Consider the following 20,869-nt stretch of genomic DNA (forward strand, 5'->3'; position numbering starts at 1 on the left):
CTCTGTTGTGTTAATATCATGCCGGGATTAAACAGGGTGTAATATATGAATTCATTCCAGGGAAGTGAACGCTTGATATTTGAATACATTCAGCATCACGCGTGTAATATTTCTAATATTTCGGCAAAAGAGATTGCCCGTGATACCTTTACAACGACAACATCCGTTAATCGTGTGTGTAAAAAAATGGGGTATAAAAGCTATACCGAGCTTCGGTATCGTTTTTTACGCGATCATTTTACCCCTGCGCCTGCAGTGCCCGACGCGGGTCCGCAGGCGGACGACATTGTGGCGGAGGTGTCCAGGCTGCTCATCCATTCCAGCCATATCTATCTGTACGCACGCGGCGCCTCGCTTACCAGCCTTAACTACCTGTCGCGCTTTTTATCGCTGGCGAGCCTGCCGCATCTTATTTTGAATGACATGCACCAGCTGACACGGGTATCGAAGGGGACGCTGGTGCTGATCAGCAAATCCGGGGAGACACAGTCGCTGATAGAAATGGCGCGAAACGCGCTGCGCAAGGGCTTAAAGATTATTGCAATTACCCGTCAGGGGGCGACGCTGGCGTCAATCTCAACGCTATGTTGGCCGTTATCGATCGACATTAACGCGGTATCGCTGTATCAGCGGGAGGGCCAGCTTGAACTGTTAAGCGCCGTGGACCGTATCGGCTGCAGGCTGTTGCAGCACGATACGGTGTAGTCAGGCCGTCAGAGCTGCTTCACTATCCCCAGACGTACGGCATAATCATTTTCATGGTTGCCGTCATTGTTGATATAGGTTTTATCCAGTGACACCAGCTCGACGTAAGGCGTCCAGCCATCGTCGAGCTGGTAGTTGAACGCAACGGTATGCTCCCAGTAGGTATCATCCCCGGTTCCCTGATCGACATTATTCTGCCAGCGGAAGCGCGGGTTGTAGGACATACCGAATTTGCCAATGTTGTACGCGAACCAAATGTCGAACTGGTGTGACTGACGGCGGGTATAGCCGCTGCCGTCGAGTTCTTTGTCGCTGTGCGCGTCATTGATGGTGTTATAACGGTAACGGGCAGAGAGGTTCAGACCGTTATCAAACGCTTTCCAGCCCTGAATGAAGGGGCGATAGTGGGTATTACTGGGGGTGAAAACCGTCACCATGCCAGGCGCAACGGCAAAGCCATTGCCCAGATTGAAGCGCCAGCGCGTTTCAATCTCCTGTGCCGCCTCCGTTAATCCTTTGTCATCGGGATTATTTCGGTCGGTATCACCAAAAAAGGTGTCGTTATGGTTTTGTGCGGCTTCAACGGAGAAGTAAAAACCGTTATCCGCCTGATGCATAACCTTAATACGAGAATCATTTACGTCAGAGCGCGTATTATGGCCAAAGCGAAGGTCGACGGACGTATTTCCGCACCATCCCTGTGTGCTCAATAATAATGCGCTAATACACGTTACTTTAATAATTGTCTTTTTCATCATGTCCTGCCGAGGTTATTTAATTGGCAGGACTATTTTTATTTTCGGTACGCCGTGATGTAAAAGTTATCGTCATACATTTAGCGTATCGCTAAACATAAAAAAAGGAGATACAGCATGCTGTATCTCCTGACGTTTATTCCTGCACCCACCAGATGGCTTCAAACGGGCGCAGTTGCAGCGTATCGGGACGAGAGGGGACGTCCTCATAGTTGCTGAGTGCGACCTGCCATGCGCCCTGTACCGGGTCCGGCTGCCACTGCTGGCGCTCTCGGCTCAGGTTTGCCACCACCATCAGCGTCTGGCCCTGCCACTGGCGGCGATAGCACCACAGGGAAGGGTGTTCCGGCAGGAGATCTTCATAATCTCCCCACGTCAGCACCGGGAGGGTTTTGCGCAGACGAATCAGCGACTGATAGGTGTAGAACACTGAATCCGGGTCGTCCAGCGCCGTACGGGCATTCACGGTTTCATAGTTATCGCAAACCCCAATCCACGGCTCGCACTCGGTAAAGCCCGCATTGTGCGACGCGTCCCACTGCATTGGGGTTCGCCCGTTATCGCGGGATTTACTCGCCAGAATCGCCAGTAATTCATCCGGCTCACGGCCATTGGCCCGCAGTTCGGCGAACATGTTCAGGCTTTCCACGTCGCGGTAGTCGGTGATGCGGCTGAAGTGCGGGTTGGTCATGCCCAGCTCTTCACCCTGGTAGATATACGGCGTGCCCTGCATGCCGTGCAGCACCATGCCGAGCATCTTTGCAGCGTGAACGCGGTGTTCCCCTTCGTCGCCAAAGCGCGACACGATGCGCGGCTGGTCGTGGTTACACCAGAACAGCGCGTTCCAGGCTTTGTTGTGCATGCCCTGCTGCCAGTGGCGGAAAAGGGTTTTCAGCGCCACGAAGTCCGGCTTTGCCTTCGTCCATTTTTCGCCGCCGGGGTAGTCCACCTTCAGGTGGTGGAAGTTAAAGGTCATCGACAGCTCGCGCCCGTCGAGCGACGCGTACTGCTGGCAGTTCTCCAGCGAGGTTGACGACATCTCGCCCACCGTCATCAGGTTGCGCGGGGTGAAGACGTCGCGGCTCATCTCCTGAAGATATTCGTGGATGCGCGGCCCGTCAGTGTAGAAGCGGCGACCGTCGCCAATGGTGTCGTCCGGGAAATCCTGATCTTTAGAGATGAGGTTAATCACGTCCAGACGCAAGCCGTCCACGCCGCGATCGGCCCAGAACTCGCATACCTTTTTCAGCTCGGCGCGCACCGCCGGGTTTTCCCAGTTGAGATCCGCCTGCTCGGGCGCGAAAAGGTGAAGATAATACTGCTCGCTCTCGGCGTGCCAGCGCCAGGCGTTGCCGCCAAACTTGGAGCGCCAGTTGTTGGGAAGCTGCTCCGGCGTGCCGTCGCGCCAGATGTAGAACTGGCGGTACGGGCTCTCTTTGTTCAGCGACTCGCGGAACCAGGCGTGCTGCGTGGAGGTATGGTTAAACACCATATCCAGCACGATGCGAATGCCGCGTTCGTGCGCTTCGGCAACCAGCTCGTCAAAATCATCCAGCGTGCCAAAGGACGGGTCGATGGCGGTGTAATTCGCCACGTCGTAGCCGTTATCCACCTGCGGGGAAATATAAAACGGCGTCAGCCAGATGGCGTCGATGCCGAGGGTTTTCAGGTAATCCAGCCGCTGGGTCACGCCGCGCAGATCGCCGGTGCCGCTGCCGGTGGTGTCCTGAAAACTCTTTGGGTAAATCTGGTAGATGACGCCGTTCTGCCACCAGTGAGGAAGGGTATTCATAATGCGTTCCTGCAAATGCGAAGGGGCGCAACTGCGCCCCGAAAGATGAAGTTAAACAATCTGCAGCGTGCCCTGACGGAATTTACGCTGGTAAACCACGGTGGTGAGCGCCATGGGGACGATAATCGCCACCGCCATTGCCAGGGCAAACACCTGCCAGAAAGTAGGCTGGATGGAGAGGATCCCCGGCAGGCCGCCGACGCCAATCCCGTTCGCCATCACGCCGTTCAGGCCGCACAGCAGGCCCGCCAGGCCGGAGCCGATCATCGCGCAGAGCATCGGGAAGCGGTACTTCAGGTTGATGCCGTACATCGCCGGTTCGGTGACGCCGAGATAGGCGGAGATGGCCGCCGGAACGGAGATCTCACGCTCGTTGTGCTTACGGCTAACGATAATGATGCCGGTTACCGCAGAGGCCTGCGCAATGTTAGAGAGGGCGATAATCGGCCAGACCGGGGTACCGCCGAGGCTCTGAATCATCTGCATATCGATGGCCAGCGTGGTCTGGTGCACGCCGGTGATCACCAGCGGGGCATACAGGAAGCCAAACAGCGCGGCACCGATTGGCGCGAAGCTGCCGGTCATCAGATGACGCACCGCGAAGGCCACGCCGTCGCCGATCATGCGGCCAAACGGACCGATAAAAGCGTGCGCCAGGAAGACGGCCAGGATCAGCGAGCAGACCGGCACCACCACCAGGTAGAGGTAATCCGGCACGATGCGCTTCAGACGCGTCTCAATAAAGCCCAGCGCCAGACCCGCCAGCAGGGCCGGAATGACCTGCGCCTGATAGCCCACCTTGGCGATGGTAAACAGGCCGAAGTTCCACACTTCCGGCACCTGCTGACCAAGTAAGTAAGCGTTCATTAACTGCGGAGAGACCAGCGTGACGCCCAGTACGATACCGAGAATTGGCGTACCGCCCATCTTGCGCACCGCGGACCAGCAAATCCCCACCGGCAGATAGAAGAAAATCGCCTCGCCAATCAGCCACAGGAAGTCATAGATGCTTTGCAGCGCCGGGTACATCTGCGCCAGGGTTTTACCGTCGCTCATCGGCACATCGCCGATGACGTTACGGAAGCCCAAAATTAAGCCCCCGCTGATCAGCGCCGGCAGCAGCGGGAAGAAGATTTCTGCAAAGTGGGAAATCAGCTGCTCGTGCCATTTCATATTCTGGCGCGCCGCCTTCTTCGCCTGCTCTTTATCGGCAGAAGAGTGTCCGGTGGTCGCCAGCAGAGCCTGATAGTAATCGCCCACTTCGGTACCAATCACCACCTGGAACTGTCCGGCGTTGGTGAAGCAGCCTTTCACCATGGAAAGCTCTTCAATCGCCTTCGGGTTGGCCTTGGCCGGATCGTTCAGCACGAAGCGCAGGCGGGTAATGCAATGGCTGACGGTGGCGATGTTTTCGCGGCCGCCGACCAGGACGATCAGCCGATCGATATCTGCTTGTTTGACTTTACTCATCATGAAACCTCATGACAGATGTTGAGGGGGGTAATGACCTGAGCGCAAGCCTACTCCTTCAGCGTGACGGCGAAAATGGGAACGTTCCCGAAATCGGGCGAAGATCACAATAAACGATTCAGGGGGGTTATGAGAGACGGGCAGGAATAACAATCTGGCGCGGCTCGCTCCGCCCGTTGATCTGCTCGATCAGCTGCGCGGCGGCCTGTCTGCCGGACTCGGCGTAGCCGGGATCGACGGTGATAATTTCAGGGTGCAGGAACTTCATCAGCGGCGTGCTGCCGACGCTCGCCACCTGCAGGTTATCAATGCGCTGCTCCTGCAGATACTTGCTGGCACCCAGCGCAAGGGTGTCCGTGGCGCACACCAGCGCGGTGGTCTGCGGCGTCAGGACGCTGGCGACCTGCTCGTAGCCTTGCTTCATGCCCAGCCCCGGCAGGGAGGCCACGGCAGGGAGATTGTGCTTTTTGCAAAAGGCCAGATAGGCCTCGTGGCGGCGCTTGCCGGTGGTAACGTCCGCGTGCGGCACGCCCAGATAGCTGATGTGGCGGTGGCCTTCTTCGTACAGGCGCTGCATCAGGGTGATAATCGCCCCCTCATCGTCATAACAGACGGAGGCAAAACCGTGGGCATCGCGCGCCAGCAGCACCAGAGACGGCTGCCAGTGTTTCAGCATCTCCTCGTCAATGCCGGTAAAACCAAACAGCACCACGCCGTCAATGTTACGGCGCTGGAGCATGCCGAGATGTTCTTCCACCAGCTGTGGCGAGAACTGGCTCTCCATCATGATCGGATCATAGCCCTGCTCGTAGAAGGCAGGCAGCATGGTCTGAACGGCGAGGTTTTCGGAGAGGGAATCCAGACGCGAAACGATGATCGCAACCACTTTATCGCTCTGCCCGCGCATGGCGCGTGCGGAGCGGGAAGGGGAAAAACCGTGCTGATTCATGACCGCCTCAACGCGCTCGCGGGTGCGTTCGCTGACGCCGCTTTCGTTGTTCAGCACGCGTGAGACGGTTGATTTCCCCACGCCGCTTAAACGCGCGATGTCTTTAATTGTAAGGCGGTTCTGCATGCTGTTTTCCCTGTAACAACGACAAAATGGTCAATTGAGCCTAATGCTATAGCGCGATTTCGCTATGGGCAAAGTCTGGTTTACGTACTGTTTATTTGCAGGCGCGTATAATACCGCCCGAATCGTCACAAAGGGTACGCTTAAATCTTTATACTGCGCGGCGACACCCTGTTTTTTACTTACCGGAGGCTTTATGGATCCCGATCCCGCACCTCTCCTGAATGGGAGAATTTGTTCTTTCCGGTAAGCCAGCTTTTGCTGTCTCACCGGTAATGTGAGGCAGCAACGTCCCAAACGTTCCTGCTTGAAAAATTAAGTGCCTGACAGGTACGGCTTTGCCACGCCTGAAGGGAATGCTGCGTCCGCCTGGCGGATGCGGAGGAATGTCTATGTTTAAAAATATCACCCGGCAGCTGCAGGCGCTGCTGAGCCGCCATCTGCCCCACCGTCTTGTTCAGCGCGATCCGCTGCCCAATGCCAAAAACATGGCGGGAGCGGCGATCCCGGCGTCCCTGACCGAACGCTGCCTGAACGTGGCGGCGATGGATGAAAACGAAGTCTGGCGCGCCTTTGGCGGCCATCCGGAAGGGCTGAACGCGTCTGAAGTGGAAAAAATCCGCGCCGTGCACGGCGATAACCAGATCCCGGCGCAGAAGCCCTCTCCGTGGTGGGTGCACCTGTGGCTCTGCTACCGCAACCCGTTCAACCTGCTGCTGACCGTACTCGGCATTATCTCTTACGCGACGGAAGATCTCTTTGCCGCGGGCGTGATTGCCCTGATGGTGGGTATCTCTACGCTGCTGAACTTCATTCAGGAAGCCCGCTCCACCAAAGCGGCAGACGCCCTGAAGGCGATGGTCAGCAACACCGCGACCGTCTCGCGCGTGATTAACGACCTCGGCGAAAACGCCTGGGTTGAGCTGCCCATTGACCAGCTGGTGCCGGGCGACCTGGTGAAGCTGGCGGCGGGAGACATGATCCCGGCGGATTTACGCATCATCCAGGCGCGGGATCTGTTCGTGGCGCAGGCCTCCCTGACCGGCGAGTCCCTGCCCGTTGAGAAGGTATCGCGCAGCCGCGACCCGCAGCAGATGAACCCGCTCGAGTGCGACACCCTGTGCTTTATGGGCACCACTGTGGTCAGCGGCACGGCGCAGGCGATTGTCACCGCCACCGGCGGCAATACCTGGTTTGGACAGCTTGCCGGGCGCGTCAGCGAGCAGGAGAGCGAGCCGAATGCGTTCCAGAAAGGGATTGGCCGCGTCAGCATGCTGCTGATCCGCTTTATGATGGTCATGACGCCGATTGTCCTGCTGATCAACGGCTACACCAAGGGCGACTGGTGGGAGGCGGCGCTGTTTGCGCTCTCCGTGGCCGTCGGCCTGACGCCGGAAATGCTGCCGATGATCGTTACCTCCACGCTGGCGCGCGGGGCGGTCAAACTCTCTAAACAAAAGGTGATCGTCAAACACCTCGACGCCATTCAGAACTTTGGCGCGATGGACATTCTCTGCACCGATAAAACCGGCACCCTGACGCAGGATAAAATCGTGCTGGAGAACCACACCGACATCGCCGGTAAAACCAGCGAGCGCGTGCTCCACAGCGCGTGGCTGAACAGCCACTACCAGACCGGGCTGAAAAACCTGCTCGACGTGGCGGTGCTGGAAGGCGTGGACGAGGAGGCCGCCCGTACGCTCTCCGGCCGCTGGCAGAAGGTGGACGAAATCCCGTTCGACTTCGAGCGCCGCCGCATGTCGGTGGTGGTGAGCGAGCAGCCGGACGTGCACCAGCTGATCTGCAAAGGCGCGCTGCAGGAGATCCTGAACGTCTCCACGCAGGTGCGCCACAACGGGGAGATCGTGCCGCTGGACGACACCATGCTGCGCCGCATCAAGCGCGTCACCGACAACCTGAACCGTCAGGGGCTGCGCGTGGTGGCGGTGGCGAGCAAATTCCTGCCCGCGCGGGAGGGGGACTATCAGCGTATCGACGAATCCGATTTGATCCTCGAGGGTTACATCGCATTCCTCGATCCGCCGAAAGAGACCACCGCACCGGCGCTGAAGGCGCTGAAGGCGAGCGGCATCACCGTCAAAATTCTCACCGGCGACAGCGAGCTGGTGGCGGCCAAAGTGTGTCACGAAGTGGGGCTGGACGCGGGCGACGTGGTGGTGGGGAGCGACATCGAGCACCTCACCGACGACGAACTGGCGCAGCTTGCCCAGCGCACGACGCTGTTTGCCCGCCTGACGCCGATGCACAAAGAGCGCATTGTGACGCTGCTGCGTCGTGAAGGGCACGTGGTGGGCTTTATGGGCGACGGCATCAACGATGCGCCCGCGCTGCGTGCGGCGGACATTGGCATCTCCGTGGACGGCGCCGTGGATATCGCCCGTGAAGCGGCGGATATCATCCTGCTGGAAAAGAGCCTGATGGTGCTGGAGGAGGGCGTCATCGAAGGGCGTCGCACCTTCGCCAACATGCTCAAGTACATCAAAATGACCGCCAGCTCCAACTTCGGTAACGTCTTCAGCGTGCTGGTGGCGAGCGCGTTTCTGCCGTTCCTGCCGATGCTCCCGCTGCACCTGCTGATCCAGAACCTGATGTACGATGTCTCTCAGGTAGCGATCCCGTTTGATAACGTGGACGACGAGCAGATCCAGAAGCCGCAGCGCTGGAACCCGGCCGATCTGGGCCGCTTCATGCTGTTCTTTGGGCCGATCAGCTCCATCTTCGACATTCTGACCTTCTGCCTGATGTGGTTTGTGTTCCACGCCAACACGCCGGAACACCAGACGCTGTTCCAGTCCGGCTGGTTCGTGGTAGGGCTGCTGTCCCAGACGCTGATTGTGCATATGATCCGCACGCGCCGCATTCCGTTCATCCAGAGCCGTGCCGCGTGGCCGCTGATTGTGATGACGGGCATTGTGATGGCGCTGGGTATCGCGCTGCCGTTTTCGCCTCTTGCAGGTTACCTGCAGCTGCAGGCGCTGCCGCTGAGCTACTTCCCGTGGCTGGTGGCGATCCTCGCGGGCTATATGGTGCTGACGCAGATGGTGAAAGGGTTCTATGCGCGTCGATATGGGTGGCAGTAAGCTCATTTTGCCACAATCCAAACGTAGGCCGGGTAAGGCGAAGCCGCCACCCGGCATCTGGCTTTCCTCCCAAATTCAACAACCTGTGATCTCCGTCGGCGCATTCGCTTGACGACAATTTGTACGCATGTTAACAGAATGTTTTGCCTGTATTTGGCCCGTCAGATAAGGAACATTCATGTTACGGTACAGTCTCTTAACCGCCGGGCTTATGCTCGGCGCCTCCGCTTTTGCCGCGCCGGCAGGCGACCTTCCCCTGATGCCCTGGCCTGTGAAGGTTGAACGCCCGACGACGCAGGGCGCGCTGGTGCTTAACAATCAACTCTCCGTGAGCGTCAGCGGCGACGATCTGGGGGACGCGGTCAACCGCCTGCGCCAGCGCATTGCGCTGCAAACCGGCTGGACGCTACAGCCACAGGCCGAAAAACCTGACAAGCCGACCATCCGTATCGCCATCGCTAAAAAGGTGAAGCCGCAGCCGCTGCCGGACAGCGATGAGAGCTACAAACTCATAGTAGATGCCAACGGCGTGAACATCTCCGCTAACACCCGCTTTGGCGCATTGCGCGCAATGGAAACCTTGCTCCAGCTGATGCAGAACGGTGCCGAAAACACCTCGATTCCGTGGGTTACCATCGAAGATTCGCCGCGCTTCCCGTGGCGCGGGCTGCTGCTCGATTCGGCGCGCCATTTCATCCCTTTACCCGATATCAAGCGTCAGATCGACGGCATGGCTGCGGCTAAGCTCAACGTCCTGCACTGGCATCTGACTGACGATCAGGGCTGGCGCTTTACCTCGAAGCGTTATCCAAAATTAACCCAGCTTGCCAGCGACGGGCTGTTCTACACCCCTGAGCAGATGCGTGAGATTGTGCGTTACGCAGCCGAACGCGGCATACGCGTGGTGCCGGAAATCGATATGCCGGGCCACGCCTCAGCGATTGCCGTCGCCTATCCAGAACTGATGAGCGCGCCGGGGCCGTACGCTATGGAGCGCCACTGGGGAGTACTAAAGCCTGTGCTGGATCCCACCAAAGAGGCGACTTACACATTTGCCGACGCGATGGTCAGCGAACTGGCGGCAATCTTCCCCGATCCGTATCTGCATATCGGCGGCGATGAGGTGGACGACAGCCAGTGGAAGGCAAACGCGGCGATCCAGAGATTTATGCGCGACAACAAACTGGCGGACAGCCACGCGCTGCAGGCGTATTTCAACCGCAAGCTGGAGACGATCCTTGAGAAGCACCACCGGCAGATGGTCGGCTGGGACGAGATCTACCATCCCGATCTGCCGAAAAGCATTCTGATCCAGTCCTGGCAGGGACAGGACGCGCTGGGGCAGGTGGCGCAGAACGGCTATAAGGGCATTCTCTCAACCGGCTTCTACCTCGACCAGCCCCAGTCCACCGCCTATCACTACCGCAACGAAATCGTGCCGCAGGGGCTGAATGGCGTGGACGTGATAGCGGACACCGACAGCGTCCAGAGCTGGGCTTTCTCCATGCCGCGCCTGAAGGGCAAGCCGGTGGAAGGCAGCTTTACGCTGGTGAAAGGCGACGCCGGCTGGCGCGGTTTTATTGATTTTGCCGGGAAATCGCGTCGGGCGGTGAATAACATTCAGTGGCGCGACGACAACCAGGTGACCTTTACCGTCGACACCTGGATGGGTGAAACGCGCCCGGTGGTCAACGTTGATAACGACAAACTCACCGGCTATTTCCTGGTGGGAAACACCCGCTACCCGATTAGCGGCACGCGTCTGGACGACGTGCCGAAAGGTACCCCTCCGGTCGTGCCGGACGTGGCGAATCAGGCCAACCTGCTCGGCGGCGAAGCCGCGCTGTGGGCGGAAAACGTGGTCGCGCCGGTGCTGGACATCCGCCTGTGGCCGCGCGCCTTTGCGGTGGCGGAGCGGCTGTGGTCCGCGCAGGACGTCAACGACGTCGATAACATGTATACCCGGCTACAGGCGATGGACAGCTGGTCGACGGTGTCCGTCGGGCTGCAGCAGCATACCCAGCAGCAGGTGCAGTTCACGCGCCTCGCTAACAATGCGGACACCCTGCCGTTGCAAATCCTCGCTCAGGCGCTCGAGCCGGCCCAGTATTACACCCGCCAGCACCTGAAGTTCCAGGCCGGAAACTACCATCAGTTTGAGCCGCTTAACAGACTTGCAGATGCGCTGAACGCCGAAAGCGCTACCGTGCGTCAGATGCACAAGTGGGCGGACCGCCTGGTGAGCGACGCGGAAGACACGGAGAGCGCCGAGGCGCTGCGCCACGTCTTTAACCGCTGGCAGAACAACACCAGCGACGTGCTGGCCTTGAGCGAAAACAGCTATCAGCTGAAGGCCATTAAGCCGGTCATTCTGGAGGTGGATAAGCTGGCCTCGATTGGCCTGAGGCTGACGGATCTGGTGGCGCGTCAGGGGACGCTGGACGACAAAGAGATCGCGTCGATCCAGAGCGAGCTGGACAGCGCGGCGAAGGTGCAGGATGAGGTGGTGATTGCGGCGGTCTATCCGCTGGAGACGCTGCTACGCGCCACGCGAAATCAGTAACACACATGCCCGGTGGCGCTGCGCTTATCGGGCCTACGTGGTGTGTAGGCCCGGCAAACGAAGTGCCGCCGGGCGTAAAGGCCACTCAGTTCTTCAGAACCCACGCCTCTTTCCAGTGTGCGCCAACGCCTGGCTCATACTGGTTTGCGGTTGGGCTGTACTGCACGCAGAAGCCGCTGTACGGGAAAGGCTTACATTCGTAGGTCTTACCGTCTTTAGGCTGAAGCACCACGGTACCTGCCTTGTACGACGCGATATTGTCCGGGAAGGTAAAGTCGTGGTGGCCGGTGCTGTCCGCAGCGGCATCGCTTTCCAGCATCAGGTTCAGGACGTCCTGCGCGAACAGGGTGCCGTCTTTATTGGTCGCGTAGTATTTCAGCATGTGGTGACCGGCGGTCACGTCGGTCAGGGTCATGGTGACGTCCTGATTGCTGTTGTTCATGTCCTGCTTCAGGTAGCCTTTTTCCGCACCGTGGTGGTTCATCACGTGTGCTTCAAAATTCACATCGCCCTGGGTGTTGACGTGGAAGGTCACGGTCGCGTTGCCATGTTCGATTTTGCTGTATTGCAGATCGGTTACGGCGATGCTCTCGCTCACCTGCGCTTTCTGCTCTTCATAAGAGATAGCAACGGACTGTAAGGTGCTGCCGTCTTTCACGAAGACGCTGTTGGCGCCGTGAACCGGGCTGATGTCACCGGCTTCATCCTTCACGCCGACGCGCACGTCGTGCTGCGCGGTGTTGATCTTCTGCGCCAGATCGTAGGACCACTGGTTAGCGTCGCCTTGTTCAGCAGAGCCGATGGTCATCTCGGTGCGCATGGCGGTCACTTCGCCGTGGGCGTCGAAGAAGCGTGCGATAACTTTATCGCCCACGTTCAGGTTATTACCGGCAATCTGGCCGCTCAGGGTTTTGCTCCACTCGGACACAACCGCAGGTGTTTCGTCCGGGGTAACGTTGCCGCCATTCCCGAAATCAACGTCGATAGCCTGATAGAAGCTGTTTGTGGTATCTGCAATTTCCCATACGCCGTAAATTACCTGATAACCTGTGCGTTCAGGAACATTACAGGTCATGGATTTAGTTACGGCTGGCGCCTGGCTATTTCCGTTAATTGTACAGAACGGGGTTAATTCAAACTGATCGCGAGTTAGCGGTTTATTTGGATCCCAGTTTTGTTTGGTAATGTAATAACGCCAGTTGGTAGTTTTGTGCGGCGCAGTATGGTGCCAGACAAATTCATGCGGGCCCGCGGTCATCGGGTTTTTAGTCCACGCATTCAGGCTCTGCTTATCCAGCTGAGAATATTGAGAGATACCCGCGCTGGCGAGGTGTCCGTCTGCTGGCTCTGCCCCGGTCGGGAAGCCGGAGGTTTTCTCTACGCTCTGCGGTTCATACTGTACGGAGCCGCAATCAATATTTTGACCCAGCTTACACATATAGGCGCGGCTGGCAGGAGATTCAATATATCCGTGAGCAAATGCCGAAGATGCAACGGTCACTGTTGCGAGGGCAAGTGCAATTTTTGAAAGTTTCATTACTCATCCATTATTAGAGAATATTACTAGGCGAGGGAGAGTCTAATAATGGATCTGGCTCTGTGTCATTTTACCCGGAGAGTAAAAATAACCGAAATAAAAAAGGCAGCCCGAGCTGCCTTCTGTTTATTGAAATGTATTAACGACGTACGGCGATCGCTTCAATTTCAATTTTCACGTCTTTTGGCAGACGCGCCACTTCCACGCAGGAGCGCGCCGGGAAGGTGGCGTTGTGCTCGGTGAAGAACGCTTCATACGTAGCGTTAACGGTGGCGAAGTCGTTCAGATCTTTCACGAACACCGTCGTTTTGACGATATCACCCACTTTCAGGCCCGCAGATTCAACGATAGCCTGCACGTTTTCCAGCGACTGACGCGCCTGCGCCGCCACGTCGGCCGGTACTTCACCGGTTTTCGGGTTTACCGGGATCTGGCCAGAGGTGATGATCATGCTGCCCAGATCAACGCCCTGAACGTATGGGCCGATAGCCGCTGGTGCATTTTCCGTCGCGAGTACTTTGCTCATTTTTTCTCCAGAATTACAGCGTTAAGAATGTTCCCGGCCATTATAACAGCCGGGATTTCATTACCAACCTCAATTAGTTGGCCAGCACCACATAATGGGAAAACTCTTTTTCGCAGTATTTGCATTTGAGCGCGATGTCATTGGCGCGCTTTTTCACTGCAAAGCTGGACGAAACCGGCTCAGCGTGGCTGATGCAGTTGCTGTTCGGGCAGACCAGCACGCTTTCGATGCGCTCCGGCAGGCTCGGGCGGGATTTGCCCACCACGTCGTAATCGTCGATGCGGTTAACCGTGGCGTCCGGCGCGTACAGCGACAGCTGGTTGACCTGCTCGTCGGTCAGGAAGGTGTTCTCGATCTTGATCAGATCTTTACGGCCCATTTCGCCGGACGGCAGGTTCAGGCCGATGGTGATGCGCTGGTCGGTTTCGGTCAGTTTGAACAGCGTCAGCAGCTTAAAGCCCACCTGCGCAGGGATGTGGTCAATCACGGTGCCACGCTTGATGGCTTCAACCTGGAGTTTGTTATCGTGTGTCATGGTCGTCTCCCCTTACAGAGCTAATTCGCGATTCAGAACCAGTGCCAGTAACGCCTGGCGAGCGAAGATGCCGTTTCCGGCCTGCTGGAAGTACCAGGCGTGCGGCGTTTTATCCACGTCGGTGGCAATCTCATCGATGCGCGGCAGCGGGTGCAGCACCTTCATGTTGTCGCGCGCGCCGTCGAGGTCGCTGGCGCGCAGCACGAACTGCGCCTTCACGTTGGCGTATTCGGACGGATCCAGACGCTCTTTCTGCACGCGGGTCATATAGAGAATATCCACGTTGCCCACCACCTCTTCGATGCTGGCGTGCAGGCTCCACGTAATGCCTTTCTCGTCCAGCATGTCGAGGATGTACTGCGGCATCGCCAGCGCGTCCGGGGCGATGAAGAAGAAGCGGTTGCCGCTAAATTTCGCCAGCGCCTGGGTCAGGGAGTGGACGGTGCGGCCGTACTTCAGGTCGCCGACCATGGCGATGTTCAGGTTTTCAAGCGTGCCCTGCGTCTCCTGAATGGTGAACAGGTCCAGCAGGGTCTGCGTCGGATGCTGGTTGGCGCCGTCACCGGCGTTCAGCACCGGAATACCGCCGGAAAACTCGGTCGCCAGACGCGCCGCGCCCTCCTGCGGATGACGCATCACAATCGCGTCCACGTAGGTGCTGATCACTGAAATGGTATCCGCCAGGGTTTCGCCTTTTTTGCCCAGCGACGTGTTGCTGCTGTCCGAGAAGCCCACCACGCTCGCGCCCAGGCGGTGCATGGAGGTTTCAAAGGAGAGGCGGGTGCGCGTCGAGGCTTCAAAGAAACAGCTCGCGATCACCTTGTGCTTCAGCAGCTCCGGCTGCGGATTGGCCTTCAGTTTTGCCGCGGTTTCCAGAACCAGTTCCAGCTCTTCGCGGCTGAGGTCGTTTATGGAAATGATGTGTTTTTGATAAAGCGGATTCATGTTTATCTCCTGACGCCGGGCAAAAAAAAGCCCCTCAAATGAGGGGCTCTGGGAATAGGTTTAGCAACGGGAAGAAAAACGGCAGGCCAGCGTCTGATTTCAGACGCGGTAAGACGTTATGTCGTACACGCTTGACCATGCTTCCTCCCGGCAAATTGTCGGGCATTATACGCAGCTCGTTTTTGGGATCAAGCGATTTAATGCACGCTTTACTCAATGCAAACGGTTCTTTATGAATATTAATGCATTCTTAGTAAATAATTAATTTGCTTATGCACCAGCGCGGTACGCTTCACCACTCGGGGCGCGACCCAGACGATACTGCTTCCCGCCACCACGCCTAAAATTTCCGGTAACTGGTGATAATCCAGAATACGCGCCACCGCGCGGCCATATCCGGCAACGGTATGAATAAGGATAAATTCGCTATTGTGCTCCACGCTCACCACCATTTCGGAGACGGTACGCGCGGCGTCGGGGGCGGGGCGCAGCTGGGGATTCAGCGAATAAATCTTTAGCCCTTTGGCATTGCGAATTTTTATGACGCCAAGCAGCTTGAGCAGACGTGAAACGGTGGACTGGCTGATGGTCTCAAAACCCCGCTCCTGCAAGTCGCGGCGGATCTCTTCCTGAGAGAGATAGCTCTTTTCCGCGATCAGACGCTGGCAGACCGTTAGCTGTAGTTGCTCTTTGGGAGAGTACTCTTCGTAATCCATCATAGTTCCCATATCAGTTCCCGAAATAACCGGTGGCACCGCACCGATCCGTAGGCCGGATAAGCGCAGCGCCATCCGGCAAATCACAACAACGCGCCCAGGCTTAACGCCACCATAATCACCACCGTCAAAATCCCCAGCAGCGGCGCGACCCATTTCAGATAACGCACGTAGGGCACGCGGGCGATAGCCAGCCCGCCCATCACGACGGCAGAGGTGGGGGTGATAAGGTTAACGATGCCGGACGCCGACTGGTAAGCCGTAACCACCAGGTCGCGGTTGACGTTAGCGAAATCGGCAAGGGGCGCCATGATCGGCATCGTCAGAACGGCCAGGCCGGACGAAGAAGGCACAAGAAACGACAGCACCACCTCCAGCCAGTACATCACGTTAATGAACGCCACCGTCGACAATCCGGTGACCATCCCCTCGGCGCTGTGCAAAATGGTGTGGGTAATCATGCCCTTATCCATAATCACTACGATACCGCGCGCGATGCCGATAATCAGCGCGACGCCCAGCAAATCTCGCGCGCCGTTGATAAACGTCGACGTCAGCTCCTCTTCGCTCATGCGGGCGATAAGCCCAACGATAATGGCGCTGGCGAGGAACACCGCCGAGATCTCCGCCATCCACCAGCCCAGCACCGCCACGCCGTAGATCATCACCGCGAAGGCGAGGGCGAAAATCACCAGGATGAGTTTGCGCACCGGGGTAAATTCCAGCGACTGCTCGCCCTTGTTGCCGAGGAAGTGGGCGAGGTTCTCCTCCTGTTTATCCGCCACGATCGACAGCGACGGATCTTTGCGCACCTTACGGGCATAGCGCATCACCCACGCCACGCAGATGATCCAGCCGATGACCAGCAGCGCGATGCGCAGCATGATCCCATTGGTGAAGGGGATCCCGGCGGCGTTGGCGGCGATCACCGTCGCGAACGGGTTAATAGTAGAGCCGAGCGTGCCGATCCCCGCCCCGAGCAGCACAGTGGACGCGGCAACCACGGGATCGAACCGCGCCGCCAGCATCACCGGCACCAGTAAGGTATAGAAGGGCAGCGACTCTTCGGCCATGCCGTAAATCGTGCCGCCTGCGGCAAACAGCGCCATCAGGATCGGGATCATCCACTCTTCGCGCCCGCGCAGCTTAGTGGTGACGCGCTCGATCCCGGCGTCAATCGCTCCGGTTTTGGTGACGATCCCGAGAAATCCCCCGATGATCAGGATAAACAGCGCAACGTCGATCGCCCCGGCCTGGCCGGATTCCGGATCGTACAGTCCGGCAATCGGCGCCATCAGCACCGACACCAGCCCCTGCGGGTGCGATGCCACGTGCGCATAGGTGCCGGCAACCGGCACCTCTTTGCCGAGCGCCTCGTTCATCGCCATATGGTACTGCCCGGCCGGAACAATCCACGTCAGCACGGCAACCACGGCAATCAGAAAAAAGAGAATGGTGTAAGCGGAGGGAAACTTGAACTTGCCCATGATGTTCTCCTGAAACCCGGCGCACCCCGCGGCGCACCGGGCGGTGATTAGTCGCCGAGTGTCGCCACCATGACCGCCTTAATGGTGTGCATGCGGTTTTCTGCTTCGTCAAAGACGATGGAGTTCGGTGATTCAAAGACCTCTTCCGTCACCTCCAGCCCCTTCAGACCGTACGCCATCTCGATCTCGCGGCCCACTTTAGTGTGCTCGTTGTGGAACGCGGGCAGGCAGTGCATGAACTTGACGTTCGGGTTGCCGGTGGCCTTCATCACGTCCGCGTTGATTTGATACGGCTTCATCAGGCTGACGCGCTCGGCCCACGCCTCCTTCGGTTCGCCCATGGAGACCCACACGTCGGTGTAGAGGAAATCGGTGCCGTGCACGCCTTCTTCCACATCGTCGGTGAGGGTGATGCGCGCGCCCGTTTCTTTGGCGATGGCGCGGCACTGCTCAACCAGCCCAGCTTCCGGCCAGAAGGATTTCGGTGCCACAAGGCGGATATCCATCCCCATCTTGGCCGCGCCGACCATCAGGGAGTTGCCCATGTTATTCCGCGCGTCGCCGAGATAGGCAAAGCTTAACTCCGGCAGGGTTTTGCCCGGTGAATGCTCCAGCATGGTCATCAGGTCAGCGAGAATTTGCGTCGGGTGGAACTCGTCGGTCAGGCCGTTCCATACCGGCACGCCCGCGTACTCGCCCAGCTCCTCGACGATGGCCTGGCCGTAGCCGCGGTACTCGATGCCGTCATACATGCGGCCCAGCACGCGGGCGGTGTCTTTCATCGACTCTTTATGGCCGATCTGCGACCCGCTTGGGCCGAGGTAGGTAACCTGCGCGCCCTGGTCAAACGCGCCCACTTCGAAGGCGCAGCGGGTGCGGGTGGAGGTTTTTTCAAAGATCAGGGCGATGTTTTTCCCGACCAGCGTCTGCTTTTCGCGCCCGGCTTTTTTGGCCGCCTTCAGCTCGATGGCGAGGTCGATCAGGTACTGGATCTCCGCCGGGGTGTAGTCCAGCAGTTTAAGAAAGTTGCGGTTTTTCAGGTTGATGGTCATGGGTAAATCCTTTTTAAATGAGAGTTCAGTTACGAATCAGCGTGCCTTTCTCGCCCGCCAGGATCTCCGCGCCGTCGGCCAGCGCGCCGATCCCGGCAATGCCGTTGCAGGCCTCAACAAATTCGCGGCAGGCGGCGACCTTCGGCCCCATCGATCCGGCGTCGAACGGCATGTCTTTAAGCAATTCCGGCGTCACCTGCGCCAGCGGGCGCTGGGTCGGCTTGCCCCAGTCGAGGTACACCGCGTCGGCATCGGTGAGGATCAGCAGGGCGTCGGCCTCGATCTGGCGCGCCAGCAGGGCGGCGGAGAGGTCTTTGTCGATCACCGCCTCAACGCCGCGATAGCCGTTGGCGTTTTCCACTACCGGCACGCCGCCGCCGCCGTTGCAGATCACCAGGTGGTCACGCTGGATCAGCGCCGTGATGGCGTCGCTCTCAACGATGCGTTTGGGCTGCGGAGAGGGCACCACGCGGCGGAAATAGGTGCCGTCGGCCCTGAACGTCCAGCCTTTTTCTGCGGCCAGCGCTTTCGCCTGGGCCTCGCTGTACACCGGACCGATGTACTTGGTCGGGTTGCTAAAGGCCGGATCGGCGGCGTCCACTTCCACCTGGGTGAGCAGGACGCTCACCTCACGCTGGGGCAGATTGTTTTTCAGCGCCTGCTGGAGCATGTAGCCGATCATCCCCTGGCTTTCCGCGCCGAGAACGTCCAGCGGGTAGGGCGTCACTTTGTCGTAGGCGCTGTTCTGCAGCGCCAGCAGCCCGACCTGCGGCCCGTTGCCGTGCACCAGCACCACGCGCCACTGCGCCGTCAGCCCGGCGATGGTGCGGGCGGCCTGCTCGATGTTCTGGCGCTGGATATCCGCTTCCAGCGGCTCGCCGCGCTTGAGCAGCGCGTTGCCGCCCAGGGCCACAACCAGAGTGGGTTTTCGTTCCATGATGGCTCCTTAAATTCCGTCGCGTTCCAGTGGGCAGCTCATGCAGCGCGCGCCGCCGCGACCGCGTCCCAGCTCGTCGCCGGGGATCGGCAGCACGGTAATGCCCGCTTTGTCGTACTTCTCGTTGGTCCAGACGTTGCGCTCGTAGCCGATCACCACGCCCGGGCGAATGGTCAGAACGTTGTTGGCGTCGTTCCACTGCTCGCGTTCGGCTTCAAAGGCGTCGCCACCGGTGGTGATGAGGCGCACCTGGTTAATGCCGAGGGCTTTCTCGATGGCGTGCAGCAGGTCGGTTTCCTGCGTGCGCAGCAGGCCGCCGCGTCCGTCCGGCGTGAGCGTCCAGCACTGGGCGTCTTTACGCACCACTTCCGGATAGACGGAGAAGGTGTCCACGTCGATGTGGGTCATCACCGTGTCGAGGTGCATGCAGGAGCGATGTTTAGGCAGCTCAACGGCAATCACGCGTTCGGCCTGACGGTGTTTAAACAGGCTGTTGGCGAGGAACTCCACGCCCTGCGGCGTCGTGCGCTCGGACATGCCGATCAATACCGCCCCGCGGCCAATCACCAGTACGTCACCGCCTTCTAAGGTGGCGTGGTCGTAATTAATATTCTCGTCGCCGAAATACTTAATAAAATCGCCGTCGGCAAATGCCGGGTGCCAGCGATATATCGCGCGCAGATTATTGGTTTCACGCTGGCGGGCGGGTTTCGCCATCGGGTTAATGGACACGCCGTTATAAATCCAGCAGGAGGTATCGCGGGTAAATAAATGGTTCGGCAGCGGCTTCATAATAAAATCATTCGCCGTGTGGGTATCCACTACCATATTTTTAATGGCTGCCGGAATTTCGCCGTAGGTTAATCCCCCGCTTAATCGCCGCGCCAGTTCGCGGTGCGGCATATCCGCCAGCCAGCCGCGCACGTCGCCGGCAAAGGTTGGCCCGAGGCGATAGTCGGAAATTTGTGTTTCAAGAAGCCAGGCTTTCGCTTCTGCAATATCAAGGGTTTGCGTGAGCAGGTCGGTCAACAGCAGGACTTCCACACCCTGCTCGCGCAGCGTGTTTGCGAAGATGTCATGCTCCTCACCCGCCCGTTCAACCGACAGTACATCATCAAATAACAGCTCCTGACAGTTTGAGGGCGTTAACCGCTTCAGGCTTAAATTAGGGCGGTGCAGCATAACGCTACGCAATTGACCAATTTCAGAACCGACGTAATGCTTTTCCATAATTATTCCTTTAACTGTTTTTCAGAATAAAAAGGGCATGCGCCATGTGGTGTGTTTAATTACATGGCGGCTAAGCTCAATTGATTTCGTGATTTATAGTAGGCAGTTAAATAATCCGTAATGTGATATTGCTCACGCGAAAATGGATATTAACGAGTTTGTTTTCATTTGCATGATTCGCATCAGATAATGATTAATTTCATATTATTGGGAGTTGAATAGCTAAGCAGGATCCGGTGGCATTATTTGAGGTTGTTATTATTTTGTAGAATTACACATTTTGTAATTATTGGTTATCCATTTGATTTTAAACGATTAAATGAAATGAAAAGAATGGCTATGCAATAATGACAATTAACTATTTTTGACTTAAGGAAAATCCATAAATAATTATGGGCTTATAACGGAAATTATCAAAGTCGTAAAACTGTCTCTTATACACATCT

Annotated in this window: 17 protein-coding genes and 1 pseudogene; 4 read left to right on the forward strand and 14 right to left on the reverse strand. The window is 57.8% G+C overall.

Annotated elements, in window-relative coordinates; all coding sequences use genetic code 11:
* The first annotated feature begins 45 nt into the window (after positions 1 to 45).
* A complete protein-coding gene (locus HBA26_RS17720; protein WP_041911449.1) occupies positions 46 to 705 on the forward strand; it encodes a MurR/RpiR family transcriptional regulator in 660 nt (219 codons plus the stop codon).
* Positions 706 to 713: 8 nt separating this feature from the next.
* Here HBA26_RS17720 and HBA26_RS17725 read toward each other — a convergent pair whose 3' ends face one another.
* The 4 genes from HBA26_RS17725 to treR form a co-directional block, all read right to left on the reverse strand.
* Positions 714 to 1,460, reverse strand: a complete 747-nt coding sequence (locus HBA26_RS17725; RefSeq protein WP_126345981.1) for an oligogalacturonate-specific porin KdgM family protein — start codon at positions 1,458 to 1,460, stop codon at positions 714 to 716.
* Between the two features lie 136 nt (positions 1,461 to 1,596).
* Entirely contained in the window at positions 1,597 to 3,252 is a 1,656-nt protein-coding gene (gene treC, locus HBA26_RS17730; RefSeq protein WP_126345980.1) for an alpha,alpha-phosphotrehalase, read from the reverse strand.
* A gap of 51 nt (positions 3,253 to 3,303) precedes the next feature.
* A complete protein-coding gene (gene treB / locus HBA26_RS17735) occupies positions 3,304 to 4,722 on the reverse strand; it encodes a PTS trehalose transporter subunit IIBC (protein ID WP_045259643.1) in 1,419 nt (472 codons plus the stop codon).
* A 127-nt stretch (positions 4,723 to 4,849) separates the two neighbouring features.
* Complete coding sequence (treR, locus tag HBA26_RS17740; RefSeq protein ID WP_028015312.1) at positions 4,850 to 5,797, reverse strand: trehalose operon repressor TreR; 948 nt, start codon at positions 5,795 to 5,797, stop codon at positions 4,850 to 4,852.
* A gap of 389 nt (positions 5,798 to 6,186) precedes the next feature.
* Between treR and mgtA the strand changes: the two genes are divergently transcribed.
* Positions 6,187 to 8,895 carry a magnesium-translocating P-type ATPase gene (gene mgtA / locus HBA26_RS17745; protein ID WP_045259608.1) on the forward strand — a complete coding sequence of 903 codons (2,709 nt, stop codon included), beginning with the start codon at positions 6,187 to 6,189 and terminating at the stop codon, positions 8,893 to 8,895.
* 178 nt (positions 8,896 to 9,073) lie between these two features.
* A complete protein-coding gene (locus HBA26_RS17750) occupies positions 9,074 to 11,458 on the forward strand; it encodes a family 20 glycosylhydrolase (protein WP_126345979.1) in 2,385 nt (794 codons plus the stop codon).
* An 85-nt stretch (positions 11,459 to 11,543) separates the two neighbouring features.
* On the opposite strand, the gene gbpA is transcribed toward HBA26_RS17750, so the two are convergent.
* From gbpA to HBA26_RS17775, 5 genes are all read right to left on the reverse strand, one after another.
* Positions 11,544 to 12,995, reverse strand: coding sequence for an N-acetylglucosamine-binding protein GbpA (gene gbpA, locus HBA26_RS17755; RefSeq protein ID WP_126345978.1), 1,452 nt, complete (start codon positions 12,993 to 12,995; stop codon positions 11,544 to 11,546).
* Positions 12,996 to 13,134: 139 nt separating this feature from the next.
* Positions 13,135 to 13,521 carry a 2-iminobutanoate/2-iminopropanoate deaminase gene (ridA, locus tag HBA26_RS17760; RefSeq protein WP_003863373.1) on the reverse strand — a complete coding sequence of 129 codons (387 nt, stop codon included), beginning with the start codon at positions 13,519 to 13,521 and terminating at the stop codon, positions 13,135 to 13,137.
* A 73-nt stretch (positions 13,522 to 13,594) separates the two neighbouring features.
* Positions 13,595 to 14,056: an aspartate carbamoyltransferase regulatory subunit gene (pyrI, locus tag HBA26_RS17765; RefSeq protein ID WP_010427352.1), complete on the reverse strand. Its 462-nt coding sequence runs from the start codon at positions 14,054 to 14,056 to the stop codon at positions 13,595 to 13,597.
* A 12-nt stretch (positions 14,057 to 14,068) separates the two neighbouring features.
* Entirely contained in the window at positions 14,069 to 15,001 is a 933-nt protein-coding gene (gene pyrB, locus HBA26_RS17770; protein ID WP_028015316.1) for an aspartate carbamoyltransferase, read from the reverse strand.
* Positions 15,002 to 15,035: 34 nt separating this feature from the next.
* Complete coding sequence (locus HBA26_RS17775; protein ID WP_022646880.1) at positions 15,036 to 15,140, reverse strand: pyrBI operon leader peptide; 105 nt, start codon at positions 15,138 to 15,140, stop codon at positions 15,036 to 15,038.
* On the opposite strand from HBA26_RS17775, the pseudogene HBA26_RS17780 reads away from it, so the two are divergent.
* Positions 15,120 to 15,244, forward strand: a pseudogene (locus HBA26_RS17780) (hypothetical protein). The gene HBA26_RS17775 and the pseudogene HBA26_RS17780 sit on opposite strands and share 21 nt — an antisense overlap.
* Here HBA26_RS17780 and HBA26_RS17785 read toward each other — a convergent pair.
* From HBA26_RS17785 to arcA, 5 genes are all read right to left on the reverse strand, one after another.
* Positions 15,241 to 15,720 carry an ArgR family transcriptional regulator gene (locus HBA26_RS17785; RefSeq protein WP_028015317.1) on the reverse strand — a complete coding sequence of 160 codons (480 nt, stop codon included), beginning with the start codon at positions 15,718 to 15,720 and terminating at the stop codon, positions 15,241 to 15,243. The pseudogene HBA26_RS17780 and the gene HBA26_RS17785 sit on opposite strands and share 4 nt — an antisense overlap.
* Before the next feature lie 80 nt (positions 15,721 to 15,800).
* Positions 15,801 to 17,204 carry a YfcC family protein gene (locus HBA26_RS17790; RefSeq protein ID WP_045259604.1) on the reverse strand — a complete coding sequence of 468 codons (1,404 nt, stop codon included), beginning with the start codon at positions 17,202 to 17,204 and terminating at the stop codon, positions 15,801 to 15,803.
* 47 nt (positions 17,205 to 17,251) lie between these two features.
* Entirely contained in the window at positions 17,252 to 18,256 is a 1,005-nt protein-coding gene (gene argF, locus HBA26_RS17795; protein WP_041911441.1) for an ornithine carbamoyltransferase, read from the reverse strand.
* A 25-nt stretch (positions 18,257 to 18,281) separates the two neighbouring features.
* The gene (arcC, locus tag HBA26_RS17800; RefSeq protein ID WP_126345977.1) at positions 18,282 to 19,193 is read right to left on the reverse strand and encodes a carbamate kinase; all 912 of its coding nucleotides are present in this window, start codon (positions 19,191 to 19,193) and stop codon (positions 18,282 to 18,284) included.
* A 9-nt stretch (positions 19,194 to 19,202) separates the two neighbouring features.
* Positions 19,203 to 20,423, reverse strand: coding sequence for an arginine deiminase (gene arcA, locus HBA26_RS17805; RefSeq protein ID WP_008501384.1), 1,221 nt, complete (start codon positions 20,421 to 20,423; stop codon positions 19,203 to 19,205).
* Positions 20,424 to 20,869 lie beyond the last annotated feature (446 nt).

It is taken from the genome of Enterobacter sp. 725m/11 (genome assembly GCF_011683705.1).
GTDB lineage: Bacteria > Pseudomonadota > Gammaproteobacteria > Enterobacterales > Enterobacteriaceae > Enterobacter > Enterobacter bugandensis.

Coding starts and splice junctions, on each gene's coding strand:
- HBA26_RS17720 (WP_041911449.1), top strand. CDS start 46: ATGAATTCATTCCAGGGAAGTGAACGCTTGATATTTGAATACATTCAG.
- HBA26_RS17725 (WP_126345981.1), bottom strand. CDS start 1,460: ATGAAAAAGACAATTATTAAAGTAACGTGTATTAGCGCATTATTATTG.
- treC (WP_126345980.1), bottom strand. CDS start 3,252: ATGAATACCCTTCCTCACTGGTGGCAGAACGGCGTCATCTACCAGATT.
- treB (WP_045259643.1), bottom strand. CDS start 4,722: ATGAGTAAAGTCAAACAAGCAGATATCGATCGGCTGATCGTCCTGGTC.
- treR (WP_028015312.1), bottom strand. CDS start 5,797: ATGCAGAACCGCCTTACAATTAAAGACATCGCGCGTTTAAGCGGCGTG.
- mgtA (WP_045259608.1), top strand. CDS start 6,187: ATGTTTAAAAATATCACCCGGCAGCTGCAGGCGCTGCTGAGCCGCCAT.
- HBA26_RS17750 (WP_126345979.1), top strand. CDS start 9,074: ATGTTACGGTACAGTCTCTTAACCGCCGGGCTTATGCTCGGCGCCTCC.
- gbpA (WP_126345978.1), bottom strand. CDS start 12,995: ATGAAACTTTCAAAAATTGCACTTGCCCTCGCAACAGTGACCGTTGCA.
- ridA (WP_003863373.1), bottom strand. CDS start 13,521: ATGAGCAAAGTACTCGCGACGGAAAATGCACCAGCGGCTATCGGCCCA.
- pyrI (WP_010427352.1), bottom strand. CDS start 14,056: ATGACACACGATAACAAACTCCAGGTTGAAGCCATCAAGCGTGGCACC.
- pyrB (WP_028015316.1), bottom strand. CDS start 15,001: ATGAATCCGCTTTATCAAAAACACATCATTTCCATAAACGACCTCAGC.
- HBA26_RS17775 (WP_022646880.1), bottom strand. CDS start 15,140: ATGGTCAAGCGTGTACGACATAACGTCTTACCGCGTCTGAAATCAGAC.
- HBA26_RS17785 (WP_028015317.1), bottom strand. CDS start 15,720: ATGATGGATTACGAAGAGTACTCTCCCAAAGAGCAACTACAGCTAACG.
- HBA26_RS17790 (WP_045259604.1), bottom strand. CDS start 17,204: ATGGGCAAGTTCAAGTTTCCCTCCGCTTACACCATTCTCTTTTTTCTG.
- argF (WP_041911441.1), bottom strand. CDS start 18,256: ATGACCATCAACCTGAAAAACCGCAACTTTCTTAAACTGCTGGACTAC.
- arcC (WP_126345977.1), bottom strand. CDS start 19,193: ATGGAACGAAAACCCACTCTGGTTGTGGCCCTGGGCGGCAACGCGCTG.
- arcA (WP_008501384.1), bottom strand. CDS start 20,423: ATGGAAAAGCATTACGTCGGTTCTGAAATTGGTCAATTGCGTAGCGTT.